This window comes from Arthrobacter sp. 131MFCol6.1 (assembly GCF_000374925.1).
Lineage (GTDB): Bacteria > Actinomycetota > Actinomycetes > Actinomycetales > Micrococcaceae > Arthrobacter.
Genome location: NZ_KB895546.1, coordinates 75,220 through 89,845, shown reverse-complemented (window position 1 = coordinate 89,845; position 14,626 = coordinate 75,220). Strand labels below are relative to the sequence as shown.

10 protein-coding genes are annotated in these 14,626 nt (G+C 70.1%); 7 read left to right on the top strand and 3 right to left on the bottom strand.

Annotation, left to right across the window (positions count from 1 at the left end; translation table 11 throughout):
- Positions 1 to 26 precede the first annotated feature (26 nt).
- Both C566_RS0112485 and C566_RS0112480 read left to right on the top strand, forming a co-directional pair.
- Complete coding sequence (locus C566_RS0112485) at positions 27 to 3,434, top strand: glycosyltransferase family 2 protein (protein ID WP_018774683.1); 3,408 nt, start codon at positions 27 to 29, stop codon at positions 3,432 to 3,434.
- Positions 3,427 to 5,088 carry a DUF5719 family protein gene (locus C566_RS0112480; protein ID WP_018774682.1) on the top strand — a complete coding sequence of 554 codons (1,662 nt, stop codon included), beginning with the start codon at positions 3,427 to 3,429 and terminating at the stop codon, positions 5,086 to 5,088. Before C566_RS0112485 ends, C566_RS0112480 begins: the two co-directional genes overlap by 8 nt.
- A 33-nt stretch (positions 5,089 to 5,121) precedes the next feature.
- Here the strand turns inward: C566_RS0112480 and C566_RS0112475 are convergent, their stop codons facing one another.
- Positions 5,122 to 5,673 carry a metallopeptidase family protein gene (locus tag C566_RS0112475; protein ID WP_018774681.1) on the bottom strand — a complete coding sequence of 184 codons (552 nt, stop codon included), beginning with the start codon at positions 5,671 to 5,673 and terminating at the stop codon, positions 5,122 to 5,124.
- A gap of 155 nt (positions 5,674 to 5,828) precedes the next feature.
- On the opposite strand from C566_RS0112475, the gene C566_RS0112470 reads away from it, so the two are divergent.
- The 5 genes from C566_RS0112470 (at position 5,829) to C566_RS0112450 (ending at position 10,925) form a co-directional block, all read left to right on the top strand.
- The gene (locus C566_RS0112470) at positions 5,829 to 6,218 is read left to right on the top strand and encodes a DUF3499 domain-containing protein (protein WP_026266644.1); all 390 of its coding nucleotides are present in this window, start codon (positions 5,829 to 5,831) and stop codon (positions 6,216 to 6,218) included.
- A gap of 93 nt (positions 6,219 to 6,311) precedes the next feature.
- Positions 6,312 to 6,560 (top strand): hypothetical protein, encoded by a 249-nt coding sequence (locus C566_RS0112465; protein ID WP_018774679.1) that lies wholly within the window; start codon positions 6,312 to 6,314, stop codon positions 6,558 to 6,560.
- A 129-nt stretch (positions 6,561 to 6,689) separates the two neighbouring features.
- Complete coding sequence (gene ahcY, locus C566_RS0112460; protein WP_018774678.1) at positions 6,690 to 8,177, top strand: adenosylhomocysteinase; 1,488 nt, start codon at positions 6,690 to 6,692, stop codon at positions 8,175 to 8,177.
- Positions 8,178 to 8,335: 158 nt separating this feature from the next.
- The gene (locus tag C566_RS0112455) at positions 8,336 to 9,562 is read left to right on the top strand and encodes a L,D-transpeptidase (protein WP_018774677.1); all 1,227 of its coding nucleotides are present in this window, start codon (positions 8,336 to 8,338) and stop codon (positions 9,560 to 9,562) included.
- Positions 9,563 to 9,674: 112 nt separating this feature from the next.
- A complete protein-coding gene (locus C566_RS0112450) occupies positions 9,675 to 10,925 on the top strand; it encodes a TIGR01906 family membrane protein (RefSeq protein ID WP_018774676.1) in 1,251 nt (416 codons plus the stop codon).
- 19 nt (positions 10,926 to 10,944) lie between these two features.
- Here C566_RS0112450 and C566_RS0112445 read toward each other — a convergent pair whose 3' ends face one another.
- On the bottom strand, positions 10,945 to 12,774 hold the full coding sequence (locus C566_RS0112445) for an AMP-dependent synthetase/ligase (protein ID WP_018774675.1): 1,830 nt from the start codon (positions 12,772 to 12,774) through the stop codon (positions 10,945 to 10,947).
- A gap of 61 nt (positions 12,775 to 12,835) precedes the next feature.
- Positions 12,836 to 14,593 carry a dolichyl-phosphate-mannose--protein mannosyltransferase gene (locus C566_RS0112440; RefSeq protein WP_018774674.1) on the bottom strand — a complete coding sequence of 586 codons (1,758 nt, stop codon included), beginning with the start codon at positions 14,591 to 14,593 and terminating at the stop codon, positions 12,836 to 12,838.
- Positions 14,594 to 14,626: the final 33 nt, after the last annotated feature.

Below are 14,626 nucleotides of genomic sequence, written 5' to 3'. Positions count from 1 at the left end.
TTCAAGAAGTACGAGTCACCGCCGTCGTGGTCGCCCACGACGGCGGTGATTTTCTCCCCAGGACCCTTGCGGCGCTGGCGGCCCAGACGCGGCCGGCCGACGCCGTTATCGGTGTCGACACCGGCTCCCGCGACCACTCCGCCGCCCTCCTCGAACAGGAACTGGGCAAGGCCAACGTCACTGTCTTCGACCAGCCCAGGTCCGGCATGGGCGGAGCGGTCATGGCCGGGCTCAGGGCCCTCGCGCCGTGGCCTGCGGAGGGCTCCGCCGATGCCGTGCCGGGAGCCGACTGGATCTGGCTGCTGCACGACGACGCCGCCCCGGCACCCGAGGCCCTGGCCGAACTCCTCCGTGCGGTCGAACGGGCGCCGTCGGTCACGGTGGCAGGCTGCAAGCAGCTGGACTGGCATGCCGAGCGGCGGCTGATCGACGTCGGACTCTCCACGAGCCGTTGGGCCGAGCGGCTGACGCTGATCGACGCCGACGAGCTCGACCAGGGCCAGTACGACGGCCGCAGCGATACCTTTGCGGTCAATTCCGCCGGCATGCTGGTCCGCCGCGACATCTGGGAGGAGCTCCGGGGCTTCGATCCCGCCTTGCCGGGAAGCGGCGACGACGTCGACTTCTGCTGGCGCAACCGCCTCGCCGGGCACCGCGTGGTGGTGGTCCCCAGCGCCAGGATGTTCCATGTCTCGCACCGTCCCCACGCCCTGGGCAACGCGACCGCCGCACGCAAGGCACAGGTGCACCTGCGGCTCAAGCACGCGGCCGGCTGGAAAGTCCCGCTGCACGCGGTCGGCGCCCTGCTGGGCAGCCTGTTCAAACTCGTCCTCAGCATTGCGGTTAAGGACCCGGGGCACGGGTTCTCCCAACTGCTGGCAACCTTTGGCGCGCTGGGACGCCCGGCGGCGGTGATCCGCGGACGCCGCAACGCCGCGCGCACCCGCCGGATCAGGCGCTCCGTCATGAAGGGGCTGCAGACGCCGCGCCGTGAGGTCTGGGCACACCGGCGCTCCCTGATTGAGGCGCTCGGCGCCGACGACTTCGGCGACGAACTCACAGGACCCGGTCCACTGACCGAGCAGCCCACCGGCAACACCGGCGACGCCGACGACTTCGCCGCCATCGCCACCCCGGACCGCGGTTGGGTGGGCAGCGGTGCGGTGCTGGCCATCCTCCTGACCCTGGCGGTCTCCCTGACGGGACTGCTCAGCCTGTTCCGGGCCCCGGCCGTCTCCGGCGGCGCGTTGATCCCCGTCTCAGTGCGCCTCTCCGAAATCTGGAACCATGCCTCCACCTGGTGGATCAGTCTCGGCGCTGGCCTTCCGGGCCACGGCGACCCCTTCGGCTACCTGCTGTGGGTGCTGGGTGTGCTCGGCGCCGGCGATGCCAACGGCGGCGTCGGCTGGCTGTTGATCCTCGCCATGCCGCTGTCCGCGCTGGGCGCGTGGTTCGCTGCCGGCGCCCTGACCACACGCCGGCGGCTGCGCCTGGCGGCCGCCCTGTTGTGGGCCGCGGCGCCGGCACTCCAGGTTTCCCTTAACCAGGGCCGGCTGGGCGCCTTGGCCGCGCACGTCATGATCCCGGTGCTCGTCCTGGCGCTGCTCCGGGCGACCGGCACCGCCGCGGGCCGCGGCGTCCATGCCGTCCCGGCCCCGGGCCAGGGACGGCTCACCCCCAAGCCGGCCGCCCGTCCCGGCGTCAACGGGACGCCGTCGTGGACGGCTGCGGCCGCCGCGGGCCTCGCCCTGGCCGTGGTCACCGCCGCTGCGCCCTCGCTGCTGTTGCCGTCCATGGCCGTCGTGGCCCTCTGCGGGTTGCTGTTGGGCCGGCGCGGCCGCACGGTGTGGTGGGCGCTCCTGCCCAGCCTGGCACTGTTCCTGCCCTTCGCCTTCTCGGTCCTGGACCGGCCGCGCGCGCTCCTGGCCGACCCGGGCCTGCCGCTCGGCTTCGACGCCGCCCCACTGTGGCAACAGGCCCTGGGCCAGCCGTTGAACTTCGACGCCGGCGCCGGACTCACCGGGCTCAGCGCCTTCGGCGGGTCCGCCGCGGGCTCCGCCGGGCTGGCCGGTCTGCCGTGGGCGCTGCTGCTGGCCCTGCTGTTCGGGCTGCCGGTGCTCCTGCTGGCCCTCGCCGCACTGTTCATGCCGCGCCGGCTTGTGCTGGCCGGACGCACCCGGACCGCACGCTGCCTGTGGGCCGTGGCAGTCCTGATGCTGGCCGGCGGCTGGCTCGCCGGGCGTGTCGCCTCCGGCGCCAGCGCCGAGGTGCTGGTCACGCCGTTCCCCGGCCCCGCTATTTCGGCGGCCGGGTTCGCGTTCCTGGGCGCTGCCCTGATCGCCGCCGAAGGACTCCTGGACGCCGCCGGCCGGACCGCCGGCAGCGGACTGGCACGGAAGATTCTGATCCGCGGCACGGCCGCGGCATCCATGGTCCTGCTGCTGGCCGCGCCACTGGCCGGGTTCACCGTGTGGACCGCACAAAACCTGCTGCAGCCCACGTCGCAGACGCCAACACAGACACCAACACAGGCACTGGCCGCCGCCGCAGCACCGGCCGGTCTCGGGACTCCGAGGCTCGTCCAGCCTGCCCGGGCCCGCACCCTGCCCGCCACGGCGGTTGACCGCGGCGAGGGCCCGGAACAGTCCAGGACGCTCCTGATTGCCAGCAACGAGGACGGAAGCTTCGACGCAACACTCATGCGCGGAGCCGGGACCACCCTGGACGCACTCTCAACGATTGCCGCTGCCCGCAACATCATGGGGGCGCCGGGCCAGGAGACGGTCCGCGACGACGACGCCGTCGCCGGATCGCTCCGGAACGTCGTGGCCACCATCGTCGCCGGCGAAGGCGTGGATCCGCGGGCAGACCTCGAGCGGCTTGGCGTCGGCTTTGTCGTGCTCCGGGTTGCCGATTCCGCCTCCGAGTTGACGGCCAGCCGCATGGACGCAGTCCCCGGACTTGTCGCCGTCGGCCAGACGGGGACGGGCTGGCTCTGGCGGGTCAGCCCGCTGGACCGGCCCGGCATCACGGACTCCGACGTCGCGCACCGGGTCCGTGTGGTGGACGGCAGCGGCGCCACCATCGGCCTGCTCCCATCGGAAGAAGTCTCGGCGGCCGGCACCGTCCCGGCCGGCCCCGAGGGCCGCCTGGTGGTGCTCGCCGAGCGGGCCGATCCGGGCTGGAGCGCCTGGCTCGACGGGCGCCGCCTGACCTCAACGACGTCGGGATGGTCCCAGGCCTTCACGCTGCCGGCCCAAGGCGGCCAGCTGAGCATCCGTTACGAAGCGCCGTGGGCTGTCCTGATCGGACTTGCGCAGGCCGTGATGATCGGGCTGACCGTCCTCCTGGCCGTGCCCATGCCTGCCCGCCGGTCCAACACCGGCCTGTCCAGGGACGAAGCCTCCCTGCGTAAGGAACACCAGCATGTCTAAGGCCGACAACGAAAAAGAAACCGAAACCGAAACCGAGACGGGTCCGTCGCGGCGGAAGCGGGGCCTGCCGCGGGTCGGAGTGATCGGCGGGATCCTCTCCGCGGCCGCCCTCGTTGCCGCGGGCGGCGGCCTGGTGTCGGCGGCGTCGCTGACGCCCCAAAGCCCCGCCAGCAGGCAGCTTGAGGCCCCCGTTGCCGCGGTTCCGGCCGGCAGCAACGTAGGGGTCTGCCCGGGCCCGGCCCGGCTGCTCGAGGGCACCCCTGTGGGCACCGACCCCCAGTTCAGTCCGGAATCCGCCACCGCGAAGACGGCCGTCAGCGCTGCCGTGCTCGGCTCAAGCGCGGGCATCATCCCCGGCAGCCGGCTCGCCCCGCTGAAGGGTGCTGCCCTCGCCGAAATCGCGCCGGGCGCAGCGCCCACAGCTTCCGGGCCCCCAGCCTCCGCGGCTGCGGCCCGCACGCCCGTGCTGGTCGCCGGCGTCGTGCCCCAGCGCGAGGTGGACAACATCAGCGTCCTCAGCGCGGATGCCCAAAACAACCACCAGGCAGCTGCCGGCGCCATCCTGAGCTACACGGCCGAGGACGGGGACCTTCAAGGTTCCGCGGCCGCCGCCTGCCAGCAACCCGGCAACGATCTCTGGCTGGTCGGCGCCAACACCGCCCTCGGCCGGTCGGCAGTCCTGAACCTGACCAATGCCTCCAGCACGCCGGCGACGGTGAGCTTGGACCTCTTTGGCGCCGAGGGCCCGATCCAGGCTCCCGGAAGCCGTGGCCTGCTGGTGGCACCCGGCACCACCCGCTCCATAATCCTGGCCGGGCTTGCGCCGGGACAGGAACGGCTCGGCGTGCGGGTCCGCAGCACCGGCGGCCCGGTGGCCGCCGTGATCCAGCAAAGCGTGCTCCGCGGCCTCACGCCCGGCGGCGTCGACTTCATCACTCCCGGCACCGCCCCATCCGTCAGCCAGGTGGCCACCGGTCTCGAAATCCAGGACCCCGCGGCGCTGGCCGCGCTCAAGGCAAAGCCCGGCTTCGCCGACGCGGGCCCGGCCCTGGAAGTCGCCGTGCCGGGTGCCGCCGACGCCGTGGTCGAGATCAAGCTGTACGGTCCGGACGGCCAGAAGGCGTTGCCCGGCGGCGGCGTGGTCACGGCGAAGGCCGGCGCGGTCACGGAAGTTTCCCTGGCCGGGGTCCCGGCCGGGACCTACACGGTGGCGGCGAGCTCTGACGTCTCGTTCGCGGCCACAGCCCGGCTCACGCGGGGACTGCAGTCCGGGGAAGCGGCGGACATCGCGTTTTCCGCCGCCTCGGCCCGGCTGGGCAGCCAGCACATCGTTGCGGTTCCGCGCACCGGAGACCGGCAGCTCGTCCTCGGTGCCCCTGCCGGCGGTGCGGCAGTGACCTACACCCCGATCACGGCGGACGGCAAGATCCGGACCGCAGGCACCGCCGATATTGCCGGCGGAACCACCACGTCCATCAAGATCCCCGCGGACGTGGGCGGCTCGCCGCTCGTGGGCTATGTGGTGTCCGCCGCCGGGGAACCGGCGTACGGGGCGCTGGTCCTGGCGCGGGACGGCCGGCAGGACATTTCCGCGGTGCCGCTGGCACCGGAAGCGGCAGGACAGCGGCAGGTACCCGTCACGCTGGGCTACTAGGGCCCGAGGGCGGGACGTCGGGCGAGGCTCCGGCTAATACCGGCGGCGATAGACGGGGTCGAGGGACTCCGGGGGTACGCCGAGCATCTCGGCCGTGTATTCCACGACGACGTCGTGCACGAGGTCCTGCAGCTCGTCCCGGGTTCCGCACGCCTGCTCCACCACCCGGCGGTACAGCGTGATGACCGGTCCGTCCTCGGCCGTCGCGGCCGTGAAGGCGCCCATCGGCGCGGGCGTGCGGTCCGCCACGAGCTGCTCCAGGCCCGGCGGGATCTCGTCGACGGCGAAGCGGACGCCGTCGAGCGGCTTGCCCCAGATGTCGTGCAGCCGCTGGGCTGAGTCCAGGACGAAGTCATCGAAGCGGTCGGAACGGGTCCGGTACCCGGGCAGGGTGGGGAGCATGAGCTCGCCGCGAAGGCCCCGGCCGTGCCGGTTCCTGCGGCGCTGCCGGAAGCTCTTTCCCTGGACAACGGCGGGCGACCCGGCCAGAGGCGCGCCGGCGGGGCCGGAACCGGCGCCTGTGCGTCCGGCGTCGGGGTCAGCCAACCGGACCGTGAAACCCGAATCGTGGTGCGATGACTGCATATCTTGACTCTAAACCCGCGCAATGAAATACGCGATACAGCCCCGACGGCGATCCGCCGCCGCGCCTCCGCCGCGCCGCCGCTGCCCCGACGCGGCAGAACCACCGCCGTTTCAATGCACAGCCCCCGGTCCGAGGGGGAGTAGTCTGTGATGTCGTGGGTGCAATTCGTATTTGTTCTAGGTCTGCCTGCCGCAATTCTGCGGTGGCCACTTTGACGTACGTCTACGCCGACTCCACAGCCGTCCTGGGCCCGCTGGCGACGTACGCCGAACCGCACTGCTACGACTTGTGCGGACAGCACGCGGACTCGCTGACCGTGCCGCGCGGCTGGGAAGTCATGCGGCTGGCGATGCCCGCGACCCCGGCCGGCCCCGGCCCCGACGACCTCCTGGCCCTCGCCAACGCAGTCCGCGAGGCGGCCTCCCGTCCGGCTGCGGCGGAAACGGCGAAGGGGCAGCGCACGCTGCACCCGGCGCTGGAAGCACCGGCCCCTGCCGAGGGCGCCCGGCGCGGACATCTGCGCGTCCTGCGCGAACCTTCCTAAGGCGCCAACTGGCGGTAGGGTGGAAACTGCAAAAAGCCGTCAGCCACTTAGCCACCGGCGCCCTGTTGCGGCGCCCATCAGGGAGCGTTCACCATGCCCAAGCTCAGTTCCGAACTGTTGTCTGTCCTGCGATGCCCCGTCACCGGCTCCGGCCTGGTGCAGGAAGGCGACGAGCTCGTCACCGTCACGGCAGATGGCGCCGGAAACAAGCTGCGGTACAAGATCGAGGACGGCATCCCGCTGCTGCTGCCGCCGGAACTGCTGCCCGCCGCTGCGGCCGCAGCCGCTGATCAGCACGACGCCGGCCCGCACGCCGCCGCCCCGCGCCACGCCGCCGAATAGCGGCCCGCAAGATCGCTGCCGGGCACCCATCGGGGAGGCCCGCGGCACCGAATGACTGCTTAGATACTTCTGAATCCAGAATCACCAGCTCCAGGCACGCAATGCCACCGGCCACAACAAAGGATGCACATGACTTTCGATTACAAGATTGCGGACATTTCCCTGGCCGAGGCGGGCCGCCACCAGATCCGCCTTGCCGAGCACGAGATGCCCGGACTAATGTCCCTGCGCGAGGAGTTCGGCGCCAGCCAGCCGCTCAAGGGCGCCCGGATCGCCGGATCGCTGCACATGACCGTCCAGACCGCGGTGCTGATCGAGACGCTGACCGCCCTCGGCGCCGAAGTCCGCTGGGCCTCCTGCAACATCTTCTCCACCCAGGATGAAGCCGCTGCCGCAGTGGTGGTCGGCAACGGCACCGTCGAGGACCCCCAGGGCGTCCCCGTCTTCGCCTGGAAGGGCGAGACGCTGGAGGAGTACTGGTGGACCGCCCAGCAGATCCTCACCTGGCCGGGCGCCGACGCCAACCCTGAGCTGGGTCCGAACATGATCTTGGACGACGGCGGCGACGCCACCATGCTGGTGCACAAGGGTGTCGACTTCGAGGCCGCCGGCGCCGTCCCCGCCGCCGCCGAGGACGAGTCCGAGGAAGGCCGGGTGTTCCTGGACGTGCTGCGCGCCTCCCTCGAGGCCGACCCGCAGAAGTGGACCCGCATCGGCGCCCTGCTGCTTGGCGTCACCGAGGAGACCACCACGGGCGTGCACCGCCTGTACCAGCTGGCGGAGCAGGGCAAGCTGCTCTTCCCGGCCATCAACGTCAACGACTCTGTCACCAAGAGCAAGTTCGACAACAAGTACGGCATCCGCCACTCCCTGCCGGACGGCATCAACCGCGCCACCGACGTCCTGATGGGCGGCAAGGTCGCCGTCGTCTGCGGTTACGGCGACGTAGGCAAGGGCGCAGCGGAGGCCTTCCGCGGCCAGGGTTCGCGCGTGATCGTCACGGAGATCGACCCCATCTGCGCGCTCCAGGCAGCCATGGACGGATACCAGGTCGCCAAGCTGGAATCCGTCCTCAGCGAAGGCCACATCTTCATCACCACGACGGGCAACAAGGACGTCATCATGGCCGAGCACATGGCCGCGATGCGTGACAAGGCGATCGTGGGCAACATCGGCCACTTCGACAATGAGATCGACATGGCCGGCCTGGCGCGGGTCCCCGGCATCAAGAAGGTCGAGATCAAGCCCCAGGTGCACGAGTGGGTCTTCGAAGCAGACCCGGCCACGGGAAAGGGCAGCCGGTCCATCATCGTCCTGTCCGAAGGCCGCCTGCTGAACCTGGGCAACGCCACCGGACATCCCTCGTTCGTCATGAGCAACTCCTTCGCCAACCAGACGATCGCCCAGATTGAACTGTTCACGAAGGCCGGCCAGCCCGAGGGCGAGCGTGAATACGAGAACCAGGTGTACGTCCTGCCCAAGATCCTGGACGAGAAGGTCGCCCGCCTGCACCTGGGTGCCCTCGACGTGGAGCTGACCGAGCTGTCCAAGGAGCAGGCCGAGTACCTGGACGTCGACGTGGCCGGACCGTACAAGCCCGGTCACTACCGTTACTAGGAAACTCTCCCAGAGGGCCCCGGACGAAGGTCCGGGGCCCTTTGTTGTGACCGTTTTGGGGGCACTTTTGTAACCGGATCGTGGTCGAATCGGGCCGGGGTTCCAAGGTAATTCGCTTATGCTGGCAAGATGACGTGTGGAAACGCCCGGGTCCTGTGATGGCCCTGAAGACCTGGAGCACCGGCCGAAAGATCGCCCTGCTGGGGGTGCTCTGCGCCCTGGCAGCCGGCGGCGGAGCCTTCGCCGCGGCGGCTCCGGGGCTGGCCCAGTCCGGGATTTCCTCCGAGGCCGGGTCCCCGGCCCGGACGACGCCGGGACTCGCCGTCCCGGTGGTGGCGCCCGCGGAACTGGCCGTCACGCCCGCCGACGGCGCCAAGCAAGTCAACCCTGCGGCGCCGGTTTCCCTCAAGGTCAAGAACGGCCGGATTGACCGGGTGGCCCTGACGAGCGACGGCGGCGACACCGTCGACGGCACCTTGGGTCCGGACGGGTCCGCCTGGACGTCTTCCGGCGACCTGACGTTCAACACGCGGTACAACTTCACCTACTCCGTGGTGGACGACGCGGGACGCGAGACCCACAGCACGCGCGCGTTCACCACCGTCTCGACCGCCAACGAGGCCGACGCCGCCATTTACCCCCTGGACGGGATGAAGGTGGGTGTGGCCCAGCCCCTGCAGATCACCTTCAGCGAGCCGGTCCTGAACCGGGACGCGGTCGAAAAGGCCATCAAGATCACCTCGACGTCCGGCCAGGTGGGTGATTTCCACTGGTTCAACAACAACACTGTCAGGTACCGGCCGGAGGCCTTCTGGGCTGCGAACAGCACCATCACCATGGATATGAAGCTGTTCGGCGTCGAGCTCGGCAACGGGCAGGTCGGCAACTTCAACAAGACCGTAACGGTCCACATCGGCGACAAGAAGGTGGCCGTTGCCGACGCCAAGGCCCATACGTTCTCGGTCAGCGTCAACGACAAGCCGGCCGGGCGCTGGCCGGCGACCATGGGCGACACCCGGTTCCCGTCGGCACGGGGCTTCCTGGTGTTCATGGAGAAGCACCGTGTGGAGCACATGGATGCCTCCACGATCGGGCTCAAACCGGGGGACCCGGCCTACTACGGACAGCTTGACGTCAACTACGCCACGCGCCTGACGCCCAGCGGGGAATTCATCCACCAGGCCACGGAGTCCGCGATGCCTTACATCGGCAAGTTGAACCTCTCCCACGGCTGCATCGGCCTGGGTCCGGACGGCGCGAAGTGGGTCTTTGACAATATGACCACCGGCGACGTCGTCCAGGTGGTGAACACCGAGGGGGAGTACGCCAACTTCGATGACGGTTTCGGGGACTGGAACATCCCTTGGGCCCAATACGCCAACTGACGGGGTGGCACCTCGCTGAGCCCAATCCTCTGACGGTAGGCTCAGAGCCAGATAAGTTGCGCAGCCGGGCGCAGGCCGGGCAGCGCAGAAGCCTACGGAAGCGAAGCTCCACGTGACTGACAAGAGTCCCACCCCTCCCGACCGTCCGGATCCGCACCTGGACCCGTCGGACGACACCGACGAGCCGGCGTTCGACTGGATGAAGCCGGCCTCCGCCGGCAAGCCCACGGCCGGCAGTCCGGCAGGTTCAGCCGCAGCAGCGGGACCAGCAGCCGGCACGGCAGCAGCGGGCACGGCAGCGCCGTCGGACGCGACCACCGCCAGCCAGCCGGAGAGCCGTGCCGACCGCAAGGCGGCCGAGGCCGCCGCCACAGGCCAGACGAATGCTGCCCAGCCGGATGCTGTCCCCTCGGATTCCCTCCCGGATGACGACGAGCGCGGGGCAGGAGCTGGTGCCTCAGCCGGCGCACGTCCGGACTCCGCCGCCGAGGACGAAGTCGAACGACGCAACGCCGAACGCCGGACTGCCGAACGCGAGCAGGCGGCCAAGGCCAAGCCCGTCCTCCCTCGGGTGCTTCAGGTGCTGCTCGCCGTGTTCTACCCGGTCATCCTGCTGGTGCTCGCCGTCCGCGCCGTGACCAGCCCGCTGTTCCTCTGGGTGGAATACAACCGTCCGGGTTTCCCCGGTGACGGCTACGGCTTCAGCACCGATGACCGCATGACCTACGGTTCCTACGCGGTGGACTACCTCAGCAACTGGTCGGGCCCCCGCTACCTCGGCGACCTTGTGGACCAAAGCGGGGAGCGGCTGTTCAAGGACGGCGAAGTCAGCCACATGGCCGACGTCAAGGCCGTGATCCTGTCCACTTTCGGCGCCGGGACCCTGCTGATCCTGCTGGGCCTGGCTGCCGTGATCTACCTCAAGCGGCGCCACAGCGGGGGAGTCCGCCGCAGCCTGTTCGCCGGCTCGCTCGTCACCCTTGCGCTCATCATCGGCCTCGGGACCCTCGCCGTGCTCGGCTGGGAGCAGTTCTTCACCGATTTCCACCGTATTTTCTTCGCCAACGGGACCTGGACCTTTACGCTTCAGGACACCCTGATCCGGCTTTTCCCGGGCCAGTTCTGGATGGACGCCGGGATTGCGATCGGGAGCCTCGTGCTGCTTGCGTCCCTGGTCACCCTTGTCCTGACCTGGCCCACGCGCCGGCGCCGCGGCCTTGGCAAGAAGGCTGCCGGCACGGCCAAGGGCACGGACCCTGATGCAGGCGCCGGCACTGAGGCCACCGCCGAGGCTGCGCCCGCCGCGGACGGCACGGCCGGCAGCGACGCAGAAGGCGGGGCACGTACCCGGCACACCGTCTGACGACGGGCCAGTTGCCTGGTCAGCCGTAGATGCGGTTGATGTGCTGTTCGTAGTCCCGCACGACGGCGGCCCGCTTGAGTTTGAGCGAGGGGGTCAGGTGCCCTGATTCCACGGTGAAGTCGGCGTCCAGGATGACGAAGCTGCGGATGGACTCGGCCTTGGAGACCGTGAGGTTCGCCGCATCGATGGCTTCCTGGATTGCGGCCCGGACCGTCTGGTCTGCGGCGGCTTCGGCCGGCGCCATGACGGGCACCTTCCGGGCCGTGCACCAGTTGCGCAGTCCTTCCGGGTCCAGGTTGACCAGTGCCGAGACGAAGGGCCGGCCGTCGCCAACCACCACGGCCTGGCCGACCAGCTGGTGCTCCCGGATCTTCTCCTCCAGCGGGCCCGGGGCGACATTCTTGCCGCCGGCCGTGACCAGCAGGTCCTTCTTCCGGCCCGTGATGGTCAGGAATCCGTCCTCGTCGAGGGAGCCGAGGTCGCCGGTCCGGAAGAAACCGTCCACGAACGCCTCAGCGTTGGCGGCCTCGTTGGCGTGGTAGCCCTTGAAGACTCCGATGCCCTTGACCAGGATCTCGCCGTCGTCGGCCACCCGGACCGTGGTGCCCGGCACCGGGATGCCGACTGTGCCCACCTTGGTCCGTGCCGGGGTGTTGGCCGTGCAGGGCGCCGTGGTTTCGGTCAGGCCGTAGCCTTCCAGGACGGGGATGCCCGCGCCGCGGAAAAAATGGGCGTCGTTGGAGCTCAGCGGGCTGGCGCCGGAGACCGTGTACCGCAGCTGGCCGCCGAAGGCCTGCCGGAGCCTGGGGTACAGGAGCCGGTCGAAGACTGCGTGCCGGGCACGCAGGAGCAGCCCTGGGCCCGTGCCGTTGCCCCGGGCGGCGGCGTCGAGGGCCTTGGAGTAGTCGATCGCGGCCGCCGCTGCGGCCGTGAATACCCGGTCCTTGCCGGCGGCGGCAGCCTTCTGCTCGGCTCCGGCGTAGACCTTTTCGAAGATCCGCGGGACCACCAGCAGGAAGGTCGGTTTGAAGCTGGCCAGGTCTTCCAGCAGCTCCTTGGCGCTGGCGGTGTGGCCGAGGGTGGATCCGGCGCTCAGGCAGACCACCTGCACCGCCCGGGCCAGGACGTGCGCCAGGGGCAGGAACATCAGCGTCCGGGAACGCGGCTGCATGAGGAGTTCGGGCAGGAACAGGACGATGTTCTTGGCCACCAGGGCAAAGTTGGCGTGGGTGATCTCGCAGCCCTTGGGCTTGCCGGTGGTGCCGGAGGTGTAGACCAGCGACGCAACATCCGCCAGGGAGGCGGCGGTGCGGTGGCGTTCCAGCTCGGCGTCGGTCACCCCGGCGCCGGCCGCGGCCAGGCTCGCCAGGTTCGGTGCGGCGCCGTCGTGCTCCATCCGCACGACGGCGACAAGCCGGTCGCCGAGGACGGTGGAGGCGTCCAGGACGCCCTGGACGAGGGCGGCCCTGGCGTGGTCCTCGACGAACACCCGCCGGGCCCCCGAATCATGGAGAATCCACTCGACCTGGGCCGCGGAGGAGGTCTCGTAGATCGGGACGGTGACACCGCCGGCGAACCAGATGGCAAAGTCCACCACCGTCCATTCGTATCGGGTGGCGGACATGACCGCGACGGTTTCGCCCGGCGTGAGTCCGCCGGCGATCAGGCCCTTGGCCAGGGCAGTGACCTGCTCCATGAAGTGTTGGACGGAGACGTCGGTCCAGCCGCCGGGGCCCTTGCGGGAGTAGAGGGCGTGCACGGGATCCTTCGCGTGCTGCTCCAGGAGCAGGTCGGTCACGTTGCTCTCCGGGTCCAGCTCCACGAGCAGTCCGGTGCTTGCTTCTCTCACAGCCGAGTCTCCATTTCCTGGTCCGCCCGGAGTTCGGCGGACATTCCCCTGCAATCCTGCCCTAGATCCAGGACGGCATCCACATCCGGATGCGCCAGTCCTGGTACGGGATCACCTCGGCCGTCCAGACCGGGTAGAAGAACGCGGACACCAGCACGGCCGCCACCACGAACAGCGCCACCAGGTAGAACCCGGACCGCCGGCGCCAGAGGGGGTCGCCGCGCTGGCCGAGCACCAGCCCCAGGCAATAGACGAGCGCCAGCACCAGGAACGGTTCAAAGGACACGGCGTAGAAGAAGAAGGTGGTGCGCTCCGGGTACAGGAACCAGGGGAGATACCCTGCGGCCACTCCGGCCAGGACGGCGCCGGCGCGCCAATCGCGGCGCCCCGCCCACCAGAACAGCAGGACACCCAGGCTCACGGCAGCGCTCCACCAGATCAGCGGGTTGCCGACGGAGAGGATGGCGGTGGTGCAGTTCGTCAGTTCGCACCCCGGCGTGCCCTGCCCGGGGGATTCGTAGAAGAAGGACGTGGGCCGGCCCATGACCAGCCAGCTCCAGGCGCTGGCCTCGTAGGGGTGGTCGGCACTGAGGCCCTGGTGGAACTTGTAGGCCTCCAGGTGGTAATGCGCCAGGGACCGGCCGGCGTTCGGCAGCCAGCCCCACTCGGCCGAGGGGTTGGTCTCGGCCCAGTGCCTGAAGTAGGCGTCCGTGGAACGGAACCAGCCGGTCCACGTGGCGCCGTAGACCAGGGCGGCCACCGGAACGATGCTGAGGAAGGCAGGGACGCCGTCCTTGAGGATGCCGCCGCTGATCCAGGCGTGCACTCCGGCTATGCGCCGTGCACTGAGGTCCCAGAAGACGGTCAGCAGGCCGAACCCGGCCAGAAAGAACAGGGCGGACCATTTCGTGCCGACCGCCAGGCCCAGGCAGACGCCCGCCGCGAGGCGCCACCACCGGATGCCGAGCCAGGGCCCGGAGGTGAGCTGCAGCGCCGAGGGCCGCCCCGTGGCGGAGGCCGCGGCCTGCCGGCCGAGCCGGGCTGCCAGCCGCCTCCGGCCGGCGTCGCGGTCCATCAGCAGGGCCCCGAACGCGGCGAGGATCCAGAACATGAGGAAGATGTCCAGCAGCGAGGTCCGGGACATGACCAGGTGGTGGCCGTCCACGGCGAGCAGGACGCCGGCCGCAGCACCCAGGGTGAGCGAGCGGAAGAGCTTTTGCGCGATCAGGGCCAGCAGGAGGATGGACAGCGTCCCCGTCAGGGCCGCACCGAACCGCCAGCCGAAGGGGTTGTCCGCCCCGAACAGCCACATGCCCGCGGCGATCATCCACTTTCCGACCGGCGGGTGGACCACGTACTCGGGCGTGTTCAGCAGCATGCCGGGGTTGCCGGCGATGAAGGAGTCGTTCGCCCGGTCCGGCCAGCTGCGCTCGTACCCGCTGACCAGGAATGAGTACGCGTCTTTGACGTAGTACGTTTCGTCAAAGACCAGGTTGCGCGGCGTGTCCAGCCGGACGAACCGCAGCACGCCGCCCAGCGCGGCGGTCAGGACGGGAATGAGCCAGTACCAGAGCCGAAGCGACGCCGGGTAGTCCCGCCAGCTCTGGAGGCCGCCGATCAGGCGTTCCCTGAGGGCCTCCGGGGTGTTGGACTCGGCGGGGCGGCCGATCCAGCGGTGCCCTTCAAGGTTGCGGCCGGCGCTGACGCGGCTCCGGTCCTGGCCGCCGGCCCGGCCGTTGGGACGGCCAGGGCCTGAAGCCGGCGATGCATCAGGGCCGGTCTCGGGCTGCCGCGTGGGGGTCTGGGTCACGTTGCCCATGCTACCTTTCGCAGCTGTGCTCGCAGGGCCCCG